The following is a 21,921-nucleotide window of genomic DNA, read 5'->3' on the forward strand; positions in this document are numbered from 1 at the left end:
GATCGCTGGTATTTATAATTATGAACTTTCTTTAAAGACTAAATTAGAGCTCGCCTGAGACTTTCGCAAGAGGTCTATTAGTCACAAGGAAGAATGCGCTCAAGCCGATCGAATTTCACGTCACGATTCAGGCAGGTTATCGGGATCGATCCCTTGCGATCGCAAATACTCAGCTAGGCGTTCGGCCCGCTGTTGTAGACCCTCAGCTCGCTGTTGTTCTACTCTCAACTGTTCGCGCATCTGCCCCGCCACTGCATCGGGCAGGGGATAGGCATTTCCTGACTCGTCGTACCAAACCAGAATTTCTTGCTCGATGCCCCCAATAACTTGCTGAGATCGCCCCATGCCCAGTCCCACTTCTGGCATCCAATAGGGTTCGCCAATCTGCTGCCGATACTGCCCGTCAATCAGCTTGTAGGCTTCAAACGGTTGATGCCGATCGCGTCGCCAAAATTCGGGGTTGTAAATAATGTAGTACAAAACCCCTAACCCGGTATAAATCGACATTTTCTCGTCGTACTCTCCACCGGGTTTGTGAGACACCATTTCCAATGCTAAGATCGGCACAACCTCGTTTTCTTCCCAGACAGCATAGCTGCGGCGAGATTTGCCTCCTTTTCGGCGCTCCACCCCCAAACTGAGAAACCCGTCGGGGACGACAGGCACTTTGGGACTGATTCCTGTGGTGTGATACACCGCCATATCCACCCCAAAGTACCAATCCATGCGAGCCGACCAAATGCTGGTCAGGACAAACAACAATAGGTTCGGCAGCAGATTCTGGTCTTCGTTATCCACAGGAGTATCGTCCGAACATGGCAGGTCTTCGGTGGACGGCAAGCTTAATTTTAGTTCTGGGGAAATCATAGCAGTTAACTTCCATCGAGATCGTTAACCTGATTTTAGATTATAGCAACTTTTTTTGAATTTTTAATGCGGTAAAGTTTTTAATTCAACGGGTTGGCACTATATTTAATCAGGAAGAAGCAATAACATTTTGTTTGTTGAAATATCCCAATTTCAGCTAAACTTAAAAATACACCCCACAACTAGGAGAACTCACAGTGGAAGTTCTAGACATCAAACACAATATCGAAACATTGTCCGATCGACTGGGTGCAACCCAGGACTATCTTTGACATCCCCGCACTCACAGCCAAAATTCAAGACTTAGAGCAAATCTGCGCCCAACCAGCATTTTGGGACGACCAAGATCGAGCTCAAGAAACCCTCCAAGAACTTAATGACTTCAAATCTCATTTAGACCAATATCGCGGCTGGCAAACGAGCTTGGAAGATGCTAAAGCTATTTTAGAACTGCTGGAGTTAGAAGCCGACGAGTCCCTGTTCCAAGAAGCCTCATCGAGTCTTTCTCAGTTAACCCGCGAACTCGACCAGTGGGAACTGCAACAATTACTATCGGGGCCCTACGATGAAGGCGGCGCTGTTTTGACGATTAACGCCGGGGCCGGCGGCACAGATGCTCAAGATTGGGCCGAAATGCTGCTGCGGATGTACACCCGCTGGGGGGAACGTCAAGGTTACAAAGTACATTTAATGGAAATTTCCGAGGGAGAGGAAGCAGGTGTTAAATCTGCTTCTTTGGAAATTGTCGGCCGTTACGCTTACGGTTATATGCGATCGGAAAAAGGCACTCACCGCTTGGTCAGAATTTCGCCTTTTAATGCTAACGACAAGCGTCAAACCAGTTTTGCAGGCGTCGAAGTGATGCCAATTCTCGATCGATCCGTCAAGTTGGACATTCCCGAAAAAGATTTGGAAATCACGACTTCCCGCGCTGGCGGCAAGGGCGGGCAAAATGTTAACAAGGTAGAAACCGCAGTCCGCATCGTTCACCTTCCTACCGGTTTGGCCGTTCGCTGTACTGAAGAACGCAGTCAGTTGCAAAATAAGGAAAAAGCTCTGGCATTACTCAAGGCTAGGCTGTTGGTGATTGCTAAGGAACAGCGGGCTTCGGAAATTGCCGAGATTCGCGGCGACATGGTGGAGGCGGCTTGGGGCAACCAAATTCGCAATTATGTTTTTCACCCATACCAAATGGTCAAGGATTTGCGTACTGGAGTGGAAACAACCGCCATCGAAGATGTGATGAACGGCGAATTAGAGCCGTTTATTCAAGCTTACCTGCGGCAGGAAAATCAGTTGATAGCCCAAACCGATTCAACCGCGCGAATATAATTGGCGCCTTCACATACAAAGTCCGTCTGCGCGGACTAAAGAATCAAGAGCGGTGATGGCAGCGGATTTGGTATAATTTTGGGGTTTTGGTCGATCGCCCGACCTTCAACAGGTCGCGCGGCCAAAAACCTTGATATGATAAAACTTGATCTACCGAACAAAAGGAGAAATAATGACCCAAGTTGTAATAGGCGAAAATGAAGGGATTGAGTCAGCCCTGCGACGGTTTAAGCGACAAGTTTCTAAAGCGGGTATTTTCCCCGACATGAGAAAGCACCGCCACTTTGAAACCCCGTTGGAAAAGCAGAAGCGCAAAGCTATTGCCAGAAGGACTAAGAGACGCTTTCACCGCAACAACAAACCCTAGAATTATTAGCACTAAATTGATTCGGCAGATATAATGCCTTGCGATTCTAGTACCGCAGCGACTCGGAGAATCACCGCTTCGCTGTAGGGAGCACCAATAATTTGTACCCCCAAGGGCAAAGCGCCGGGCCGCTGTACGGGCACGCAAAGAACGGGCAAGCCAATAAATGATAGGGGTTGGGTGAACAGTCCGAGATTGGGACGCACTAAGATTTCTTGTCCGGCTATTACCATTTTCTCGACGCCAATTTCAGGGGCAGCTATCGGGGTTGCGGGTGCGAGGATGATGTCTGTTTGTTGGAATATTTCGCGAATTCGATCGCGGTACCACTGTCTGAATCTCTGCGCTTGCAAGTACCAAGTCGCAGGGATCAGGGTTCCGGCTAAAAAGCGATCGCGCGTGGCGGGATCGAAGTCTTGAGGGCGCGATCGCAAATTGTCTAAATGCAAGTTTCCGCCCTCGCAGGCGGTAATGATAAATGCAGCAGCCCTGGCGCGATCGGATTCCGGTATGGTGACAGTTGCAAGCCCCCCTATTTTTGGGGGGTTTGTTGTTTTTTCTGTGTCATTACCACCATCCAAGGCATTTGTCAAGGCTTTAGCAACTATTTCTACAGCATCGATTGCTTCCGGTTCGGCCCCTGTGGCGAAATACCCCTCAGCAACAGCAATTCGCAATCCTTCGATGCCTTGATTTAACTGCGGCGAACAAAGTTCAGGCGGGCGTTGAGTGCAAACTGGGTCACGAGAATCAGGGCCTTGCAGGATATCGTACAACAGCGCCATATCTCTGATCGATCGCCCAAACGGCCCCACACAATCCAAACTACTCGAAAATAAATAAGCGCCAGCCCTGGACAAACGGCCGTAAGTAGGCTTAAACCCAAATACACCGCACAAAGCAGCCGGTACGCGGATGGAACCGTTAGTATCAGAACCGAGAGTGATGGGTACAAAACCGGCGGCGACTGCTGCTGCGGAACCGCCGCTGGAACCGCCGGCGATGCGCGTAGTATCGTGGGGATTGCGAGTCGGGCCGTAGTGGCTGTTTTCCGTGACGAAACCGTAGGCATACTCATCCATGTTGAGCGTACCTACGAGGATTGCACCGGCTTGTTTTAGTCGGGCGACCACCGCCGCGTCCTGGGTAGCCGGAGGATTGTCAGCGTTGATTTTTGACCCAGCTAGGGTGGTAATTCCGCCGATGTCAAACAGGTTTTTGACTGCGAAGGGAACGCCTGCTAAAGGGCCTGGGTTTTGGTTATTTGCGATGGAATTATCTATATTTTCCGCTGCTGCGAGTGCGCTTGATGCAGTGATTGCAGTAAAGCAATTAAAAGCTTTATCCTTAACAGCAATCCGTTCCAAAGCAGCACTTACCGCCTCTGTAGCCGTAACCTTACCACATTTAACAGCCGCTGCCGTAGCAACCGCATCAGCCTTATCTAAAAAACATCTGCGTTCATCTGCCCTCATCTGCGGTTAATAATCTAAGGTTCAAACACCGGCGCGACTTCTACTTCTGGGGGTAAAGGGAATTCAGTAACGAGTCGGGCGATCACAGCTATCCTCTCGAAGTTTACCACAACGCCTGGACGGTGTTCCGGGTCTAAGGGTAAGTTTATCAGTTCAGCGGTGCGATCGACATATTCTTCTATATTTATCATTAGTCCATCCCAAAAAAACATCAGCGTTCATCCGCGTACATCTGCCCTCATCTGCGGTTGAAAATCTAAGGTTCAGATATAGGTGCGATGATTATTGTATTGTAATCGCGATCGGGCTGTCAGTTATTATTGCTCAGCTTTTTATATTCCTCTGATTGTCTGATATCATCTAAAGGCGATATAGGTTCAGTTGGGCGATCGGGACTGAACTCTATACATATATCAATAACAGCTTCCTTATACTTTTTATAATCATTATTTTCGTAATATGAATTTACGACTCTTGCCTGCACTATCAATTTCCCTTCCTGCCATCCTCCCGAATCCACTTTTAGAAGTTTACAATTTACTGAGTTTATACATTTCCATTGAATTTCACTGCACTTAAAACCTTTTGAATCGAACGAAATCGTGCTTAAATCTGATTTGATATCCACACGTTCCGTAGAACCACCGCGATACATTGGTTGGCTGTGATAGCTTGTTAAAAACCTTTCTTTAAATTCTTGACTCACTAAATCCTTAAGTTTCGCTACTGTAAATGTATTATTGTTATCAAACAACAAAACATCATCATCGCGGTCTAGTGGTTTAAATTTCTCATTCATAAAATTTGATGCGGTCGTGTACCGTTAAATATCAGGGGTGTAAAAGCATGAGTTACAAATGTTCCGGTGGGCAATGCCCACCCTACGAATACAACTATTTTGACATTTTTTAGGCCAGATTAATTAGTATATTTCAGAAATTCAGCCCGGTTCGATGTTTGTTTCCCACTCAAACACTGACAGTTTCCCGCAACTTCTCAACTGCAACGTCTAGGGGAGGCAAAGAAAAATCCTCAGCATCCATCAATTCCTTAACCTTCTCAAAAATCTCAACCTCCGCCTCTTCCTGATCCGTCAGCTTATCATAAAAATAAGGGTCAGTAAACCACTGTTCAAACGCTATCATTAACAAGCCATTGGGCGAAAGTTCAAACCGCCAATACTTAGAAATTCTGCTGTCAACCACTTCAAACATCGGCGCCGGATTATGGATGGGATAATAGCTATAATTATCATTGCAGATGTAGTACCAAATAGTCCCTTTCCATTCTCGGATAGCATAAACAACATATTCCTTGCCTATAGTTAGCGGTAACTCAACCTTTCTAGTGTAACCGCGTGGCGGATCTATATATGTTTCAGGAAGAGATGCACCCGTATTAGCAATACAGCGAATTTTCATGATTTTCCCAATTTATCGTTATTGGAGATTTATGGTTACTTTTTAGCAATAATTTATGTGATTTTATCGCCTGCCTCCGTATCTTTGTCGGGCTATTAGGTGTTATTAGTGAGGTTTTTGTACTCCTCAGATTGACGGATGTCATCTAAAATAGATTCCGGTTCGGCAGGTTCATCAGGACAAAATTCTAATTTAATTACCTCGATTGTGTAGTAGCCACTGCTTGTTGCCCAACTTAGAGATGCTTCTATTCTTAGTTTGCCTTTTTGCCAGCCTTGAGAACCAATCTTTAGAAGATGACAATCTATTCCTTGAGAAGGAAAAATCCATTTACTCTCAAAAGCTCTAATATTTACTTCTCCAATTGAAAAATCCGAAAACAAACTAAAAAATATTGGATTAATCCTACCCGTTGTTCCCTCGGGTCTTTTGTTAAGTTTTTCAGCAAGTTTCTTACTCATTAATTCTTGAAATCTATTAAGTGTAAAAGTATCTTTTTGAATCAGTAAAATATCTGTGTTGCAGTCTAATTCTTTAAACTTAGCGTTCATAGTCGTTTGTTGATTTGGCACACTTTATTGAGAAAATATCATAATTACTTGTAGTAGTCAATACCGCTTTCAAAGCGAGATGTATTTGAATTTTACATAGGAAATGAGTTTGTTTGTCTGTACGACCTCATGTTGAAAAATTGCTGCGACTTGAGAGTCCGAAAAAACTTGTTTTTGCAGGTGCAGTTTCCGCCAGCAACTTACCCCGCGAAATCACATACCGAACCGCAGCGCGCCTCCTAATTGCATCATAACAATCATCAGCATCCAACACAATTAAAAACGACATCGCGCAGAACAATGCTATACTTTTGCTCAGGCATGAACATTGCACTTATTTTAATACTTGTAAACTTTATCCTTCCTAGTGGCGATTCAGCCTAGTGAGGCCAAAAAAATTCCCCAATCACTTGCGAACCCCCTCCTTCTTCTCCTCTGCGTCCTCTGCGCCCTCTGCGGTTAAAAAATATTACTCACAAAAGCAAGCTATAACGAGAATCACCCGCAGAAAGCGCAACTACAAATCGCCAATATCAGACAATCTCAAACTCCAGATTGTGATTTTTTACCAAATCAAAAGTAAAATGGTCAACCACATTAGTATTGCTCAATTCCAGATTGTAAAAATCAACAAAATCCGCATCAAAATACGGTCCAGCGTGCCAAGTCCCCACATCTAACTTAATAAAACAATTGCCCGGAATCTGAAAAGCAGCCATATCCTCTAAACTCGGTTTATAGCTATCCCCAGGAGGCGCAACCGCCATCAACCAATCCTTCCCATCCAAAGAACCCAAACACTGAGTACATTGAATATGCCGCGTAATTTTGCCAAACTTGCGACCTTTCTCGTGCAGCCGCATAATGTAAAATCTAGGAATACCATTTTGCAAGTTTAACTGAGCATCCTCAGCATCGAAAGACTTGCCATCAACAGCCGCAAAGATAACTTGACCGTAACTCTGAAAATTCTCCGGTGTCACCCATTGTGCGGATAACTGCTTAGTCGAAATTGATTCGCTCATAAATCCCAACATCTCTAGCTTGATCCGTCACGAACATTCTAATACAGTAACTCGTCTCTTTTCTCTTCTGTGTGTCCTTTGTGGCCTCTGCGGTTAATTAATTAAATAAAAAAATCTAGTTTGCTTTCTCGATCGCCCAAATTACCCTTACAATCAAACTCAGCACACTGCTGCAAAAAACGAGCCGGAATATCAGGGCGAGCACCCCAATGCAAATGCAAATAAGAAGCGTGCACCTGACAAACTCCCCAACCTTCAGCAACCGCCTCAACCTCCCCCCGCTTCCCATACCTCCAACTGTGATAAACTGGATTACTCGGTTCAACAGTTAAATGCGATCGATGAAACTCATGTCCCCAAACCTCATCAAGAGCAGTTAACACCGAACTATCCCTCACCGCCACAGCTTCTCGGTATCCCAGCGTCAAACGCTTTCCCATCGCAGCAGCAGTTTTCAACACTCCCACCCCTTCCCAAGAATTGCCATCGAAGTCTACAATAGAATCGCACAAATACATCAAACCGCCGCACTCCGCATAAGTCGGCATTCCCGAAAAAACCGCGCTTCTTACCGCATCCCGAATTAAAACATTACTGCTCAATTTTTGAGCAAACACTTCGGGAAAACCACCACCAAAATATAACCCTTGTACATTGTCAGGAAAAACCGAGTCATCAAGGGGACTCCAAAATACCAACTGGGCACCCAACTCTTCCAACAAATCAAGATTGTCCTGATAGTAAAAATTAAAAGCCCGATCGCGCGCAACTGCAATCCTCACTCCAAATTGTTTTCCCAAAGAGTTGACAACATCATCTTTTTGAGTTATAATCCCCGAAGGGAGAGTGTGTCTACCCAAAAGTTGCTCAGACCCCTCACCCCCCTCATTTCGAGTTGCAGTCAACAAAGGCAAAAGTTGCTCCCAGTCAAAACTAACAGCAGCCAAATCAGCCAACTTATCGATCGCAGCATGAAGATTCGGCAACTCCTCAGCAGGAATCAAACCCAAATGTCGATCGGGAATAGTAACAGCCTCATCCCTACGCAAAACGCCTAAAATCGGGAAATTGAGCGGTTGGAGAGCATCTTGAAGCAGTTCTAGATGTCGATCGCTCGCCACCCGATTCAGCACCAAACCAGCGAATTTAAGGTCAGGGTTAAAAGAACGAAAACCGTGGGCGATCGCAGCCACAGAACCAGAGAGCCTGCTGCAATCTATCACAAACAATACCGGCAAATTCAGCAAATAAGCCACATGAGCCGTAGAAGCAAAGGAAAAATCATAATTGCCTTCTTCTTTTCGATAATTAATCCGTGTATCCGCGTCAAAATCCGTGTCGTGGCTTCGTGATTCCTTATTTTTTCGACTCACTCCATCAAATAGTCCCATCACCCCTTCAACTAAGGCATAATTCGCATCTTGAATATGACGATAAAAACACTTCTGCACGTAACCTTCAGAGGTTAATATCGCGTCTAAATTCCGACAGGGCCGACCAGTGACAAAAGCATGAAACATCGGATCGATGTAATCCGGACCTACCTTAAAAGATTGAACATTCAAGCCGCGACGGATTAAATAAGCTAAAAGGGCGATCGTCACAGTCGTCTTTCCCGCGCCGCTGCGTTCGCCAGCAATTACTAAAGCCATAGTTCTAGATTAGTTACAAAAAATACATATTTAACGAACCGCGAAGACGCGAAGGGCGCGAAGGAAGAATGAGAAGAAGAGAGGTAATTTAGTGGCTTTTGGGAAGTAATTTAGAGTTTCGAGTTAAATAACAGGATTAATTCAAAACTCCTAACTTAAAATTCATAACTCCTAAAAAAGTAAGGCAGACATTGCCTGCCCCACTGAATATTAACTCAATCCTTCTTCCTTCTTCCTTCTTCCTTCTTCCCTCTTTTTACCGCTTAGCTAACTTCAGTATTTGAGCCGTCACTGCCAAACTTTCTTCGTAAAGCACATCTCGGCCCCAACTCTGCAAGTGCTGGCCCAGCAACTGTTCCGTCACCTGATCGAACAGAGGACTCACCTGGTTAAACCGATCGGTTTGAGCGCCACCCTTCGTTTCCATCCGCATACAGCCGCCCACTTCCGAACACAGAACCGTACCGCAGTCAGCCTTTTCGTTTGTAGAATTCAAACGCAAAGCAATCAAATCGCCCGCGACATCGCCCGAATCAGCAGTAGGAATAGCAGCCAACTCCGCTTCGACAACCCGTTCGTCGGGCCCCGCGAATTTAATTCGCTTGATTTGGTAATCGCCCTCTTCCTGTTTGAAAGCAACCGGACGCCACTGAAGCCGACTCGCCAGCCAGCCCAAATACATCAGCGCTTGCGTAGAATTGTCCTGTTCGTAATCGATCGTCACCCGATCGATTTCCCGAATCGCAGCCCGACGTTCCGGGGCGTCAAAAGCCTCAGCAGCCAACTCCTGCCACGCGGCCAGCCGACGCCAATTCAGATCCGCGATCGGAATTCCCTCCTCGATCAGACTTTGCATCAACAGCAATTCAGCTTCACACTCGGCAAAGCTGCTAGAGTCAACAATCACAGAACTGCTAATTGTCGCCAGCCGCTGGAACAAACCTCGATCGGCATCAGGATTCGCCTTCCACCACAGCAGCGTCGGCAAATCAGCGATAGTCAACGCCGTCACGATGCCGCTCACCCGTTCCAAAGCAGCTTCCGTACCCCGGAGCGTAATGTACTCGCAGCAGATCAGATTGCCAGTGGTGCGCTTGTGAACCGGACAATAAGCAGCCACTTGAGCCTGCACGCCCGTATCTTCCCCCGCAGTCGGGCACAGAGCAATAATCCGGCAGGGATTGGCAGCCACAATCGCGTCAGCCACGCCCGATCCCCCGGAACCCAAACCACTCGATCCCATCTCCTCGCCATTTGAATTTTTGCGAGCCACTTCTTCCCGCAAAGTCGCCAGCAATTCAGCGTTAGGTTTGCCAGTTCTCGGCAGTCCGTAAGCTTTTTGGGCGGCCCTGATGCTAGATGCCGTCATCGGCCCGGTAATACCGTCCACCGGCCCGTCGTAAAACCCCAGATCCGCTAATAACCGCTGAGTTTCTTCGGGTTCGTAGACTACAAAAGTAAAAGTTGTTGCCCTACTAGCGATCGGAGAATCGCCCTTTGAACCAGATTCTCTGTAACTTTCCCAAATTTGACTCAATTCAGCCTCTATCTGGTCGAGCGACACATCTTTAGGATTTTGCAGCGAAACCAGAGGCGGAGCTTTCATCGGTGTCATCGTCATAAATCTTTTCTCCTTTGTTATTTGTTATTAGTCATTAGTCATTGGTTCTTAGTAATTGGTTCTCAGTCATTGGTTCTTAGCTAATCAATAATGACTAATCCTGACCAATAAACTAAGGACTGCTGACTAATGACTCTTAAAGTCTGCGCCACTTGCGGCCGTCTCTGTTAATTAGCAGTTCTGCTTCCGCCGGTTCCCAAGTACCCGCTTCGTATTTAGGAACCAACTGTTGTTCGTTGGACGATTCCCATTCCATCAGCGCCGGCGTTACCACCCGCCAAGCTTCTTCCACTTCATCAGAACGGGTAAACAAAGTTTGGTCGCCCAGCATACAATCAATTAACAGTCGATCGTAAGCATCCGAAGATGTCACCCCAAAGGAAGAACCGTAACTGAAATCCATATCCACCGTCCGCGTCCGCAAATCCGGCCCCGGCATTTTCGCCTCAAACCTCAGCGAAATCCCCTCGTTCGGATGCACGCGCATGGTCAAAACGTTAGGAGTAGTTTGTTGGGCAGCGGACTGAAAAATTAGCAGCGGCACTTCGCGGAACTGAATCGCAATTTCGCTAACTTTTTTCGGCAACCGTTTGCCAGTTCGCAGGTAGAAAGGCACTCCCTGCCAGCGCCAGTTGTCAATCATAAACTTCATCGCCACAAAAGTCGGCGTTGTCGAGTTGGGAGCCACCCCCGGTTCTTCGTGATAACCTGGCACCTGTTTGCCCTTCATCCAACCTGCGGAATATTGACCGCGAATCGCTGAGAACTCCAAGTTATGCAAATCTGCCAAGCGAGTTGCTTGCAGAACTTTCATCTTTTCGGTGCGGATGCTGTCAGCGTCCAAGGAATTCGGCGGTTCCATCGCCGTCAGACAGAAAATCTGCATCAAGTGGTTTTGCAGCATATCCCGCAACGCCCCAGAGGATTCGTAGTAACCGGCCCGGTCTTCTACGCCTACTGTTTCTGCAACTGTAATTTGTACGTGATCGACAAATTGCCGATTCCACAGCGGTTCAAAAATCGCGTTAGCAAACCGGAACACCATTAAATTCTGAACAGTTTCTTTACCCAAATAGTGGTCGATCCGGTAAACTTGCTGTTCTTGGCAAACCTTCTGCACGACTCGGTTAAGAGCTTTTGCCGAACTCAAGTCGCGGCCGAAGGGTTTTTCAATTACCAAGCGGTGTTTTACTGGATCAACCAGCATTTGAGCAGCGCCCAGTTGCCTAATTGCTTCTGGGAAAAAGTTCGGGGAAACTGATAGATAAAATATGTGATTGCCGCGAGTTCTCCTTTCTTCGTCGAGTTCCGCTAAGAAAGCTTTGAGTTTTTGATAGCTTTCCGGGTTGTCAATGTCGCCCGGGCAATAGTACAAACCTTGAGCGAAATCTTGCCAAAATTCTTCATTGCCAATGCCGCCGCCAAATTCTTCAATGCCTTCGCGCATTTGCTCTCGGAAGTAATCGTGACTCCAAGGGCGGCGGGCTACTCCCACCACGGTAGTTTCCGGTGGCAAGCGTCGATCGCGCTTCATCTGATAAATTGCAGGTACCAGTTTGCGCTGGGTGAGATCCCCAGAAGCTCCGAAGATTACCAGAATTTGTGGTTCCGGCACCCGTTCTTTTCGCAAACCGACCCGCAGTGGATTTTCAAGTAGTGTTACCATTATTTATTTTCCTTGTTCTAGTGATGTTAACCCTGCCAAGACACCATGATAGTTTGCGGTCATTTCTGCTAGTTTCTCGGTGAGAGAGTTAATCGGTTCTTCATACTGCTAGAGGAGGCAGAGGATTTGGCTCTCTAGGAACTCTGAGAGCCATTAATCTCAAAATCCCTAGAGAGGATTTAAAACTCAGCATTTAAGAACCCAAATAATTATCTATTCCGATTCCTAAATGCTTCTGCCTTTCAGGATACAGATATCTGTCTAGGCGACGGGTGACAACTTCTGCACTTTCTCTTCCAAGGAATCCATCAGGGATTGGAACGGGGTGACGAATTTATCAATCCCGTCGAGGAGCAAGTCTGCCATCACTTGGTCCAAGTTGATGTCGATGTCGGGATCTTTGAGACTTTCGATCAGCGTGTAAGCTTCTGCAACATTGTTCTCAATCCGGGGTGCGACATCGCAGTGGTCGAAACAAGCTTCAACGGTGTTCGGCGGCAAAGTGTTAACGGTGTCGGGGCCGATTAGTTCATCGACGTACATGACATCGCTGTAGTTGGGGTTTTTGGTGCTGGTGGAAGCCCACAGCAAGCGCTGTACTTTCGCTCCTTTGGCTGCTAAAGCTTGCCAGCGATCGCTCGCTACGATCTCTTTATACTTCTGGTAAGCTACCTTTGCATTGGCGATCGCAATTTTCCCCTTCACTGCTTCCAGTTTAGCTTTTGTGGAAATATCTGTGACATTTTTGAGTTTCTCGTCAATCTTGCCATCGACATTGATGTCGATCCGGCTCAAGAAGAAACTGGCAACAGAAGCAATATTGCTAATATCCAAACCTTTAGCCGCCCGCGCTTCTAAACCGCGAATGTAAGCCCAGAAGGTTTCGACGTAGCTGTCAACGGAGAATAGCAAAGTCACGTTAACGTTAATGCCTTCGCTGATGACTCGCTCGACTGCGGGCAAACCTTCAGCGGTTCCCGGAATCTTAATCATCACGTTTTCTTTGCCGAGGGCTTTGTAATAGCGCATGGCTTCACTAATCGTGCTTTCTGTATCGTTGGCGATCGTCGGTGGCACTTCAATGCTAATGTAGCCGTCCAAACCCTTGGACTCTGCGTAAACTGGGGCGAAGATGTCGCAAGCGTTGCGGATATCTTCAAATACCAGAGATTCGTAAATCTCCATTACAGATTTACCCGCCCGGATGCCCGCTTCGATATCCGCGTCGTAAATCACATTACCCGCGATCGCTTTCTCAAAAATAGCCGGATTAGATGTAATCCCGCGCAGTCCTCGACTTTCAATCATCTGTTTGAGTTCGCCGGACTTGATCAGATCGCGAGTCAAATTGTCCATCCAGATGCTTTGGCCAATTTCTTTGATTTCTAACAGGTGATTCGTTGGTGTTGCTGTCATTACTGTAACTCCTACAATTTGGTAGCTGTTAATTGGAACTTGGAAATTGGAAATTGAAACTTGAAAATTGGTAATGGGGAATTGGTAATTGGGAGTCGAAAGTTATCAGTTAAAACCCTCTTCCTTCTTCCTGACATCCGTTACATCCGTTACACAATCCGTTGCCGAACTTCCTTCACTCTTGGACTGTTCTAGGATTGCGCGATCGATCTTGAATAAAAGACTCGACCATCGCTACATTTTCTTTGCTGCCGATAATTAAGGGCGATCGCTCGTGCAGTTTGGTCGGCACAACGTCTAAGATGTCTTGAATGCCTGTGCTGGCACGCCCGCCGGCTTGCTCCATCAAAAACGCCAAAGGAGCCGATTCGTATAGCAAACGCAATTTGCCCTCGGGGTTTTTCACCGTTCCGGGGTACAAAAACACGCCTCCCTGGAATAAAATCCGGTGGAAATCTCCCACCAAAGCCCCGCCGTACCGGGCGCTGTAGCCTTCGCTGCGGTGTACGTAGCGAATGTAGTCCCTCAAAGATTCCTCCCACTGCCAGAAGTTGCCTTCATTAACGCTGTAAATCGGGCCGCGATCGGGAACCTTAATGTTTTCGTTAGCTAGAATAAACTCGCCCAAACTGGGGTCGAGGGTAAAGGAATGAACACCCTGACCGATCGAATAAACCAGCATGGTACTGGGGCCGTAGAGTACATAACCAGCGGCAATTTGTTTGTGTCCATGTTGCAGCAAGTCGGAAGCAGAACCGTCTGCATCGTCTCCCTCTTGCTTGCGGATGCTGAATATGGAGCCTACATTGAGATTGATGTCAAGATTGGAAGAACCGTCTATGGGGTCGTAGAGCAGACTGTAACGCCCGATCGGACAATTTTCGGGAATGTAGTAGGGTTTTTCCATTTCCTCCGAAGCCAAGCGGCACACAAGTCCGCTTTGCTGGAATACCGAGATAAACACTTCATTGGCATAGATATCCATCTTTTTGACGGATTCTCCCTGCACATTCGTAGCCCCTGTAAACCCCAAGGCATCTGCCATTAACCCGGCTCTGCTGAGTCGCCTAGCGATCAGCTTGGCCGCCAGCCCGATGCGATTCATCAGAGCGCTGAGATCCTGAGCATCTGCTGAAAAGCTGTGGAGTTGCTGGAGTACGTGACGGGAGAGAGTCGTGCAATCTCGGTCTAAGGCTTGCACCTGATCGATCGGGCCCAGTCGGGCTTCCCCTGTCGGCGCTTGTACCATGATATTGATAACCTCCCTGTCTTGCGGCTCTGAGTTTGGGATTTTCAGGTGCTTGACACTTGCGCCTGTATCGGCTATTAGACCGATCGTCCCCTAACTTCTATCTTAGGGAGGGTTTTGCCAAAGGGCGTCGAACTTTAGGTGAATTTTAGATCCCGATCGAAAATTGAGGAGTTCGATCGACTGTTGAGTCGGGAATTGTATCCAAAATCACTACTTTTTTTGATTAACCGCAGAGGACGCAGAGGGCGCTGAGAGAAAAAGTGGCGATAGAGAAGCCTACGAACGTTGGCTAGCATCTCAAAAAGACCGACAACTTCCTTTGCGCGAAGAAGATGTAGAACCTATTGTTAATTTGCCGGAATTGCTTGCAGGCATTTACGATCGCGCCGGCTATGATTATCGGCTCGATTACGATCAATATCCCGTACGTAAATTTTCGCCAAAGGTGATATGACCCTCAAAAATTCTGGGTAAGTTATCCATAGAAATACGGTAATTGAAATTTAAGCAAATATACAGAGTCCGTCATTGACTTTTCTATTGACTTGTTTGAAATATACTCAAACACTCAATTTACATTGCATAAATTTTTCAAAATTTGGGTTTTTAAAACCCAAATATAAAATTTTTGTTGGTACTCATCAACCCAGGATAATGCTATGGATATTGTTGAACAAATTCCCCATAACTTAGTCAAACACTATCAAATTAAAAAGCTACTCGGAGAAGGCGGTAGTAGCACAACTTATGAAGCCGTTGACCTCCAAACACACCAGCGAGTCGCACTCAAAGCTTTGTCTTTACAGAAGATGAATGACTGGAAAGTCCTGGAACTATTTGAACGAGAAGCCAATGTTTTATCAAAATTGAATCATCCGGGAATTCCGCGTTATTTGGATTATTTTTATGTCGATACTCCCGACAACCGTTGTTTTTATATAGTACAAGAACTGGCAGAAGGGCAATCTCTAGCAAGTTTAGTCGAAAGTGGCTGGCACGCTAGTGAGTCCGAAATTCAACGCATTGCCACACAAATTTTGAATATTTTGGTTTATCTCCATTCACAGACACCACCTGTTATCCACCGGGATATTAAACCAGAAAATATTGTTGTCAAATCGCCCATCAATTCCCACAAAGAAAAAGACTGGGCAGTCTGCTTAGTAGATTTTGGAGCAGTGCAAAACACTTATTACAATACTTTAATGCGAGGAAGTACCGTAGTTGGAACCTATGGTTATATGGCTCCAGAACAATTTCTCGGACAAGCCGTACCTGCAACAGATTTATATGGTTTAGGAGCGACATTGTTGTATTTACTAACCCACCGTTCCCCGGCGGAATTACCAACAAATATACTAGAGGGAGATTTTCGCTCTCAAATTCAGATTTCTTCAGCATTTGCCGATTGGTTAGAAAAAGCGATCGCGCCAGATTTAGAAAACCGCTTTCAATCGGCACAAGAAGCGCTTGAATCTCTTCGCAATCCTCGAATAGTTAGCGTTAAATCCAATCCGACGCAATGGAAAAAACGCCTCAAAATAGGAATTGCTGCTGTTGCTGCTGTTGCTGTTTTTAATCACTTTAAATATCCCATCCTCAACCGGATTGGATTTACACCCTATGCAGTTGTCGAGGCTGCCAGACAGGGAGATACTAAAACTGTTAGGCATTATCTGGATCTTGGCATTAGTGCCAATAGCAGGGTAAAGAACGACGAGAATTTACTACACTTGGCTGGCTCAAAAGAGGTGGCAGAATTGTTAATTGCCAAAGGTGCAGATGTCAACGCTAAGGATTCATATGGCCATACCCCATTACACGTTGCTACGGCATCCGATCGCATAAAAGTGGCACAGACGCTAATTGCCAAAGGTGCAGATGTCAACGCTAAGGGTACAGATGGCTATACCCCATTACACTTTGCTGCTATGTTGGATCGCATAAAAGTAGCACAGATGCTAATTGCTAATGGTGCAGATATTAACGCCTGGACAGGAAGTCAATATTTTAATAAAACTCCTCTGTTCTTTGCCCGATCGCCTGAAATGGCCAAGTTGCTGATTGCTAAAGGTGCGGATGTCAATGCCAAAAACAAAAATGGCATGACTCCTCTACATACGGCGCGATCGAAGGCGATCGCACAAATACTACTCTCTGCGGGCGCAAAAATTAACATCAAAGAAGAAAATGCCCGAAATGGCAAGGGTACAACTTTATTACATAACGCAGTCAAAATAGGCTTTAAGGAGTTGGTACAACAGCTAATTAAAGACGGTGCAAATGTTGCGATTCTGGATTGGGAAAAAAGAACTCCCCTGCATCTTGCTGTCGATCGAGGCTATCAAGATATCGCTGAACTGCTAATTGCTAATGGTGCAAGGGTTAACGCTAGAAATGCGAACGGTCAAACTCCATTGTATCGAGCGATCGCGATCGGACACAATGAGATTGCTGCACTGCTAATTAACAATGGTACAGATGTTAATAATATAGATGGATCTGGCACAACTCCACTGCACAAAGCCGCACATTATGGCAATGTAGAAATCTTAAAATTGCTGATTGCTAAAGGTGCAGAAATTAATATCCAGGATAATCAAAGAAAAACTCCACTGGATATCGCCGTAGACCTGAAACTTCAGGATACAGTGGCGCTGCTAATTAGTAAAAACCCAGATGTTAATAGTGAAGACAAAGAAGGCAGAACTTTACTGCATATCGCTGTCGATTTCAAACTTGAGGATGTAGCCAAACAACTCATTGCCAAAGGTGCATTCGTTAATGCCAAAAATAACTTGCTTCAAACTCCCCTGCATCTTGCTGTTGCTCAAGGATCTCAAGATATCGCTGAACTGCTAATTGCTAATGGCGCAAGGGTTAACGCTAGAAATGCGGACGGTCAAACTCCATTGTATCAAGCGATCGCGATCGGACACAATGATATTGCTGCACTGCTAATTCAAAACGGTGCAGATGTTAATAATAGAGATATGTGTAACACAACTCCACTCCACAAAGCAGCACATTATGGCACTGTAGAAATCTTAAAATTGCTGATTGATAAAGGTGCAAAAATTGACGCTACAAACTGCGATGGCGACACGCCGCTCAAGATAGTAAAAACCAACTGGAACCCCGACCGAGACCCAGCAGCCAAAATACTCAGATCTCGCGGCGCAACAGACTAATTATCCACAATCAACCCAGGCAGAAAAATATGGAAACACTACAACGATCGGAAAAAATCATTGCTGAAAGATATCGCATTCTCGGCAAATTAGGACAGGGTGGAGTTGGAATCACCTATGCTGCTGTAGATTTAAACAGCAATCAAAAAGTTGCACTCAAAGCTTTATCCCTGCGTCTGACAACTGAATGGAAGAAAATCGAGTTATTTGAACGAGAAGCAAAAACTTTATCGGGATTGAATCATCCGGGAATTCCTCACTACATTGACTACTTTCAAGTTGATACTTCCCAAGATCGTTGTTTTTATATCGCCCAACAACTCGCACCGGGAAAGTCTCTCGCACAGTTGATAGAAAATGGCTGGAAACCAAGTGAAGATCAAGTGCGTCATATCGCCTATCAATTGCTAGAAATTCTAGCTTACCTGCAATCGCTGTTACCTGCTGCGATCCACCGAGATATTAAACCTCAAAATATTATTCTGCAAAAAAATGGGCGAGTTTTCCTAGTGGATTTTGGCGCAGTTCAAAATACTTACCACCATACCGTTACTGGAGGCAGTACCGTTGTCGGAACCTACGGTTACATGGCTCCAGAACAATTCCGAGGAAAAGCTGTATTATCAACAGATTTGTATGGATTAGGAACCACACTACTTTTCCTGTTAACCCAGAAATTTCCATCGGATTTACCCAGAGAAAAGCTGAAGGTAAAATTCCGCGAGCTCGTCTCTATTTCTACAGAGTTTGCCGACTGGCTAGAGAAGATAACTGAACCCGCAATTGAAGATAGATTTCACTCAGCAAAAGATGCTTTATCAGCGCTGCGAGGGGAACAACCAAGGGGGATTAATCCCGACAAAATGTTTCAGCGATCGCCCCAAGCCCGAATTACTTTAATTGACACTAAACGGTGGTTATTAATCAAGATACACCCCGATCGTTCACCTAGCAAACTCAAGTGGTTTTTCCAGTTCATTCATCTGAGTTATAAATTTTTACTTCCATTCTCTTTGATTCTGGGATTTTTTCTATTTAGCTTGGGTGAATACACTACAACTTACTGGCTAAGTATATTATCCTTACAATTTTTCTTGATATCGATCCTGGCTATAACAACATTTACCCTATTTTATGCTTTGATATGGTTGTGTAGGTGCTTGTGTTGGACTGATTATCGTCAATTCACTAGACCAATTCAAATCCGTCCTCAAGATATCCAGCGGGTAAAGTTGAGGGGAATTCATCTGCCATTGCTCAAAAAATCGATTACTTTTTGCGGGATTCGCGCCAAGCCGCGTAACTATTGTTTTGGCTTATTTTTGCCACAAGCTGAGAAAGAATGGTTGGTAAGAGAATTGAGTGATTGTTTAAGTAAACTAAAATAAATCATTGTTGTTATCCACAGAGTTGATAAAAAAACCGTTTCTTTTCTGAGTGCGTGGATTAAATAAATGCGGAAGTATAGAAGATTTTATGTACTAACTTAGGCAATAATAATCATCAAAAAATCCTGGCTCTGGCATGAGAATAAAACTATAAAGAATCTCGATATTTATGAAATAGGACTGCAAAAGGGGAAGGCGATCGCACTTCTTGAATACGTAGCTAAAAGATTAGTTGAGAGTCGCGATCGCCTTTTCGATTGGTTATGCTTGAATCAGGGCGATCGTTTCTGCCAGTTTACCGCTCAACAAAAATAAAGATGTTTGTGCTTAAATACCGTCAAGGCAAGAAATATCTCGCCCTGAGTGGGGTAGTGTCCTTAAGCTCCAGTATCTCCTAAGCGTGAAGGTTCGATTGATGAGTATTTCTACTCGAAATAAAAAAACTATCCTGTTTTTGGCAGCCAACCCCAAAAATACCACCCCTGTGGACTTACAGAAAGAGGCGAAGGAAATTGCAGAGGGGTTGCAACGCTCTAAAAAGGCCGACAAGTTCCAACTTGAGCAACAGTGGGCGGTGACACCCAGAGAAATGCAGCGAGCCATATTAGATTATAAACCAGAGATTGTGCATTTCTCCGGGCATGGTGCAGGAGAAGGGGGTTTAGCCCTAGAAGATGATATGGGGCAGATTAAGCTGGTAAATGCCAAAGCTTTGGCAGCTTTGTTTGAGGCGTTTAAGGAGTACGTGGAGTGCGTCATACTCAACGCTTGCTATTCAGAAGTGCAAGCGGCTGCGATCGCACGTCACATTCCATACGTGATCGGCATGAAGCAAACGGTGGGAGATAACGCCGCACGAGAATTTGCTGTAGGTTTTTACGATACCTTGGCGGCGGGGGAGTCGATCGAATTTGCCTACAAGTTGGGTTGCGTTAGCATCAGCATGGCTGGTATTCCCGAAGAACTTACTCCGGTATTAAAGAAAAAGTCAGATTTTTCTGAGTTGGATGCAGATCCATCGCGCGATACTTCTGGTAGCGATATCGTTGAGGAGTTGTCGCCTGTGGTGCCAAATGCGCGATCGATCGCCGCACCTCCCGTTTCTCTTCTCAATTTAGATAACCCAGAAGGTTCTGTTAGTTTAGATTCACCCCTATATATTGACCGTCCTCCCATTGAATTGGACTGCTACCAAACTATTCTAAAACCCGGAGCTTTAATCCGAATTAAAGCTCCCCGGCAAATGGGAAAAACTTCCTTAGTGCAGCGAATTTTATACCACGCCAAGGAAAAGGGATATCAAACAGCGTATTTAAACTTTCAATGGGCTGATGGCAGTTTTCTTAGCCATCTTGATGAGTTGTTGCAGTGGTTTTGTGGTGAGATTACCAATGAATTAAATTTAGAAGATAGGTTAGGAGAATATTGGAAAGGTGTTCTCGGCAGTAAAAATAAAACTACGAAGTATTTCCAACGCTATCTACTATCTGACAGCGATCGGCCTCTTGTTTTAGGGTTAGATGAAGTCGATCGCATTTTTGAGCATTCCGAAATAGCCACCGACTTCTTTGGATTATTACGAGCTTGGCACGAGCGGGGAAAAAATGAGGAAATTTGGAAAAAGCTGAGGTTAGTCATTTCTCACTCTCAAGAAGTTTATATCCCTCTCAATATTAATCAATCGCCATTTAACGTGGGATTGCCCATAGAGTTACCTGAACTCAATCAGAGACAGGTAAAAGATTTAGTGAATCGACACCAATTAAATTGGTCAAATCAAGAGATTTGTGACCTGATGGAAATGGTGGGCGGTCATCCTTATTTAGTTCGAGTTGCTCTCTACCAAGTTGCCAGAGGGAGAATTACCTTAGATAGCTTGCTAAAAGTCGCTCCTACTGAAGAAGGCCCTTACTACGATCATTTACGACGGCATTTAGTTAACTTGGAAACAGATGCAGAACTAGCAGTAACAATTAGACAAGTGATTAACAGCGAACAACCTGTAGAGATTCACACCGGAGAGGCTTTTAAATTGCGAAGCATGGGGTTGATCAAATTTCAGGGAAATGCTGTAATGCCATTGTGTGGTTTGTATCGTCAATATTTTAGCCATCGCCTAGCCTCTCCCCGAGCGAATATGACTGCTGTGCAACCACCTAATAACCAATCAAGCTTGCTAGAGAGTAATTTAGCAGCTATTATTTTTTCTGATGTAGTTAATTCCACCGCTTTATCAGTTGCCAACCAAAAGCTGACACTAGAATTAGTGAATCGAGATTTCAACATCATCCGAGGCATTTGCGCTAAACATCAAGGCAAAGTCCTGAAAGAAATGGGCGATGGTTTATTAATTTGCTTTCCCGAAAGTGCCGTAAAAGCAGTTGCCTGTGCGCTAGAAATACAACGAAGTCTCGCCCAAGCTGCTACAACCTTACCTCCGAGTCATGTCCTCCAACATCGCATTGGTATTCACTTGGGGGAAATATTCTCTTTTAATAATGATATCAGAGGGGCTGGTGTAAATTTAGCGGCTCGTTTAGAAGGGAAAGCAGATTCAGGTGGAATCTGTATTTCTGAGACAGTTTATCAAGTCGTTAAAACCCATTTATCTTTAAATGTGATTGACTTAGGAATGCAACAGTTAAAGGGAATTTCTGAACCTGTACGGCTGTACAAATTGATTCCTTGATTCTCGGA

General features: G+C 45.3%; 18 protein-coding genes. 6 read left to right on the forward strand and 12 right to left on the reverse strand.

Annotated elements, in window-relative coordinates:
• Positions 1-120: 120 nt before the first annotated feature.
• Positions 121-867, reverse strand: coding sequence for a Uma2 family endonuclease (locus QUA04_RS15230; protein WP_333258172.1), 747 nt, complete (start codon positions 865-867; stop codon positions 121-123).
• Between the two features lie 197 nt (positions 868-1,064).
• On the opposite strand from QUA04_RS15230, the gene prfB reads away from it, so the two are divergent.
• Positions 1,065-2,199, forward strand: a protein-coding gene (prfB, locus tag QUA04_RS15235) for a peptide chain release factor 2 (RefSeq protein ID WP_333258173.1) whose coding sequence is annotated in 2 segments (ribosomal slippage) — positions 1,065-1,136 and positions 1,138-2,199 — 1,134 coding nt in all. Because the reading frame shifts where the segments join, the coding sequence is not laid out codon by codon here.
• Positions 2,200-2,371: 172 nt separating this feature from the next.
• A complete protein-coding gene (gene rpsU, locus QUA04_RS15240; protein WP_006632476.1) occupies positions 2,372-2,566 on the forward strand; it encodes a 30S ribosomal protein S21 in 195 nt (64 codons plus the stop codon).
• 11 nt (positions 2,567-2,577) lie between these two features.
• On the opposite strand, the gene QUA04_RS15245 is transcribed toward rpsU, so the two are convergent.
• From QUA04_RS15245 to fbp, 11 genes are all read right to left on the reverse strand, one after another.
• Positions 2,578-4,041 carry an AtzE family amidohydrolase gene (locus tag QUA04_RS15245; protein WP_333258174.1) on the reverse strand — a complete coding sequence of 488 codons (1,464 nt, stop codon included), beginning with the start codon at positions 4,039-4,041 and terminating at the stop codon, positions 2,578-2,580.
• 14 nt (positions 4,042-4,055) lie between these two features.
• Positions 4,056-4,232, reverse strand: a complete 177-nt coding sequence (locus QUA04_RS15250; RefSeq protein ID WP_333258175.1) for a DUF4089 domain-containing protein — start codon at positions 4,230-4,232, stop codon at positions 4,056-4,058.
• 119 nt (positions 4,233-4,351) lie between these two features.
• Positions 4,352-4,840: a KGK domain-containing protein gene (locus QUA04_RS15255; RefSeq protein WP_333258176.1), complete on the reverse strand. Its 489-nt coding sequence runs from the start codon at positions 4,838-4,840 to the stop codon at positions 4,352-4,354.
• 169 nt (positions 4,841-5,009) lie between these two features.
• On the reverse strand, positions 5,010-5,462 hold the full coding sequence (locus tag QUA04_RS15260) for a hypothetical protein (RefSeq protein ID WP_333258177.1): 453 nt from the start codon (positions 5,460-5,462) through the stop codon (positions 5,010-5,012).
• Between the two features lie 95 nt (positions 5,463-5,557).
• Positions 5,558-6,013, reverse strand: coding sequence for a KGK domain-containing protein (locus QUA04_RS15265; RefSeq protein ID WP_333258178.1), 456 nt, complete (start codon positions 6,011-6,013; stop codon positions 5,558-5,560).
• 533 nt (positions 6,014-6,546) lie between these two features.
• A complete protein-coding gene (locus QUA04_RS15270; protein ID WP_333258179.1) occupies positions 6,547-7,038 on the reverse strand; it encodes an ureidoglycolate lyase in 492 nt (163 codons plus the stop codon).
• A gap of 101 nt (positions 7,039-7,139) precedes the next feature.
• The gene (locus QUA04_RS15275; RefSeq protein WP_333258180.1) at positions 7,140-8,690 is read right to left on the reverse strand and encodes a cobyrinate a,c-diamide synthase; all 1,551 of its coding nucleotides are present in this window, start codon (positions 8,688-8,690) and stop codon (positions 7,140-7,142) included.
• Between the two features lie 256 nt (positions 8,691-8,946).
• Entirely contained in the window at positions 8,947-10,311 is a 1,365-nt protein-coding gene (opcA, locus tag QUA04_RS15280) for a glucose-6-phosphate dehydrogenase assembly protein OpcA (RefSeq protein WP_333258181.1), read from the reverse strand.
• A 136-nt stretch (positions 10,312-10,447) separates the two neighbouring features.
• On the reverse strand, positions 10,448-11,977 hold the full coding sequence (zwf, locus tag QUA04_RS15285) for a glucose-6-phosphate dehydrogenase (RefSeq protein WP_333258182.1): 1,530 nt from the start codon (positions 11,975-11,977) through the stop codon (positions 10,448-10,450).
• Between the two features lie 261 nt (positions 11,978-12,238).
• Positions 12,239-13,393, reverse strand: a complete 1,155-nt coding sequence (gene tal, locus QUA04_RS15290; protein ID WP_333258183.1) for a transaldolase — start codon at positions 13,391-13,393, stop codon at positions 12,239-12,241.
• Between the two features lie 175 nt (positions 13,394-13,568).
• A complete protein-coding gene (gene fbp / locus QUA04_RS15295; RefSeq protein WP_333258184.1) occupies positions 13,569-14,642 on the reverse strand; it encodes a class 1 fructose-bisphosphatase in 1,074 nt (357 codons plus the stop codon).
• Positions 14,643-14,964: 322 nt separating this feature from the next.
• Here fbp and QUA04_RS15300 point away from each other — a divergent pair, with 322 nt between their 5' ends.
• The 4 genes from QUA04_RS15300 (at position 14,965) to QUA04_RS15315 (ending at position 21,913) form a co-directional block, all read left to right on the forward strand.
• Positions 14,965-15,099: a DUF4058 family protein gene (locus QUA04_RS15300; RefSeq protein ID WP_445242330.1), complete on the forward strand. Its 135-nt coding sequence runs from the start codon at positions 14,965-14,967 to the stop codon at positions 15,097-15,099.
• Between the two features lie 205 nt (positions 15,100-15,304).
• Positions 15,305-17,836, forward strand: coding sequence for an ankyrin repeat domain-containing protein (locus QUA04_RS15305; RefSeq protein WP_333258185.1), 2,532 nt, complete (start codon positions 15,305-15,307; stop codon positions 17,834-17,836).
• Between the two features lie 29 nt (positions 17,837-17,865).
• Positions 17,866-19,224, forward strand: a complete 1,359-nt coding sequence (locus QUA04_RS15310; protein ID WP_333258186.1) for a protein kinase domain-containing protein — start codon at positions 17,866-17,868, stop codon at positions 19,222-19,224.
• Positions 19,225-19,639: 415 nt separating this feature from the next.
• A complete protein-coding gene (locus QUA04_RS15315; RefSeq protein ID WP_333258187.1) occupies positions 19,640-21,913 on the forward strand; it encodes an AAA-like domain-containing protein in 2,274 nt (757 codons plus the stop codon).
• Positions 21,914-21,921: the final 8 nt, after the last annotated feature.

This window comes from Microcoleus sp. S13_C5 (assembly GCF_036700845.1).
Classification (GTDB): Bacteria; Cyanobacteriota; Cyanobacteriia; order Cyanobacteriales; family Microcoleaceae; genus Microcoleus.